The organism is Brunnivagina elsteri CCALA 953 (assembly GCF_002289455.1).
Taxonomy (GTDB): Bacteria; Cyanobacteriota; Cyanobacteriia; order Cyanobacteriales; family Nostocaceae; genus Brunnivagina; species Brunnivagina elsteri.
Window position 1 is genome coordinate 1 of record NZ_NTFS01000708.1, and the last position, 1,681, is coordinate 1,681.

General features: G+C 39.0%; 2 protein-coding genes and 1 pseudogene. 1 reads left to right on the forward strand and 2 read right to left on the reverse strand.

Going from position 1 to position 1,681, the window contains the following annotated elements; translation table 11 throughout:
* Both CK510_RS30075 and CK510_RS30080 read right to left on the reverse strand, forming a co-directional pair.
* Positions 1–305, reverse strand: a pseudogene (locus CK510_RS30075) (dTDP-glucose pyrophosphorylase); the annotation flags it as partial.
* Between the two features lie 210 nt (positions 306–515).
* Complete coding sequence (locus CK510_RS30080) at positions 516–830, reverse strand: YkvA family protein (protein WP_095725082.1); 315 nt, start codon at positions 828–830, stop codon at positions 516–518.
* A 217-nt stretch (positions 831–1,047) separates the two neighbouring features.
* Here CK510_RS30080 and CK510_RS30085 point away from each other — a divergent pair.
* A partial coding sequence (locus CK510_RS30085; RefSeq protein ID WP_095725083.1) for a MotA/TolQ/ExbB proton channel family protein occupies positions 1,048–1,681 on the forward strand: 634 nt, incomplete at its 3' end.

Consider the following 1,681-nt stretch of genomic DNA (forward strand, 5'->3'; position numbering starts at 1 on the left):
CCATAAGACAACCCCATGATTAAATATCCCAAATTCATCGATAGCATCGTACCGTCACCGAAATAGGCAGGAATATCCCATTTACCCGATCGCAAGATAAAATAAGCTTGCTCGATTCCTGCTAGTTGCATTTTTTCTAATAGGTAATGAGACACAACCTTTGGACGCAGATTAATTTGATTATTTTGATTGTTTTTTGAAAAATGGAACCCGATTGGATATAATTCCTTACTCAAAGGTAAAGGAGAAATACGTGTAGCTTTTCCTCCAGCAGGTAACAATCCGATTATCCTTCTTTTATGCATCAACTTATTCGTGAACTTATTCCTAAATATCTGATTAATTAATCATTATTATGGGCAAATAACCCGACTCCGAAGTCTAGAAGCAATATACATTAAGAATATCCATTAATTATTAACCAATAACCAAATAAAAATATCCCCTTCTTTACACATCACTTTTGAGTAACTAATGTAAAAAGGGGTATACGAATTGTATTTTGTTGTGAATAATTATTCAACCGATACAGCATCAACATCAATCGACTCTGCTTTCGATGTAGACTGCTCAGATGTCTGGGTAGTAGTCGATTCTGCGTTGCCTTTGCGTGCCTTAAAACCCTCAATTGCAATTTGGGATACTTCCGAAACCAATAACGTCAAAAGCAAAACATCATCAATTTGTCCGACAATAGGAAAAATATCAGGGGCAAGATCAAACGGACTAACAAGATATAAGAACGTTCCGAGAACAACCCACCAGCGATATTTGGGGTTGCGAAGTAAACCACGATACCAATTATAGAGAGCCTCAAGAGAGAATTTCATTTTTTAACCTCCAGTTACCTTTAATTTTGACTCAGATTGTCCTAAACTTCCTGTGGGAATAACCGTCCTAAAATTGTCTGGAAGATGCTACATATGTGTTTCTGTAAACCGTAATAATGCGATACTTAACACCTATAAGGTACTCATACATTTATTTCCAGAGTCTCAATAGTTTCGGGATAACCTACGCAGAAATCAAGGGAGGAAAGTTACCAAAGTGAATATATTAGCAGAATTTCAAAAGGGTGGGATTGCAATGTACCCCCTGGCAGCCTTGTGGTTTTTGGCTATCAGCGTGATTTTGGAACGACTTTGGTTTTGGTTGCGACTTTTGAACCAGGAAAATCAAATTGTGATTCGTGTTCTGGAAGCAGCACGGGAAGATTGGACTTTGGCACGGGATATTGCCCAACGTGCGATCGATCAACCAATTGGTAGATTTTTGTTCGCTCCTTTAAATTTACCAAGAGCTGATGCTGAGACATTTAGATTAGCATTGGAATCCTCCGCAGACGACGAGTTATCGGGAATGCGACGAGGTGATAAACTTTTGGAATCCGCGATCGCACTAGCACCACTTTTGGGATTGTTTGGTACTGTAGCTGGTTTGATTCAGACTTTAAAAGCAATCAATATTGGCGAATTTTCCGATCCAGCCAAACTTCAAAAGGTGACTGAGGGGATTGGAATATCTCTCTACAGTACTGCATTCGGAATGATTGTAGCGATTGTCAGTCTGGCATTTTATCGTTTATTCCAAGCCTTTATTTTCAACCAAGTACGAATTTTTAGCCGTGCTGGCAACGATTTAGAACTTCTGTATCGTCAATCTCCTCCCGACTACGATCAAC

Coding starts and splice junctions, on each gene's coding strand:
- CK510_RS30080 (WP_095725082.1), bottom strand. CDS start 830: ATGAAATTCTCTCTTGAGGCTCTCTATAATTGGTATCGTGGTTTACTT.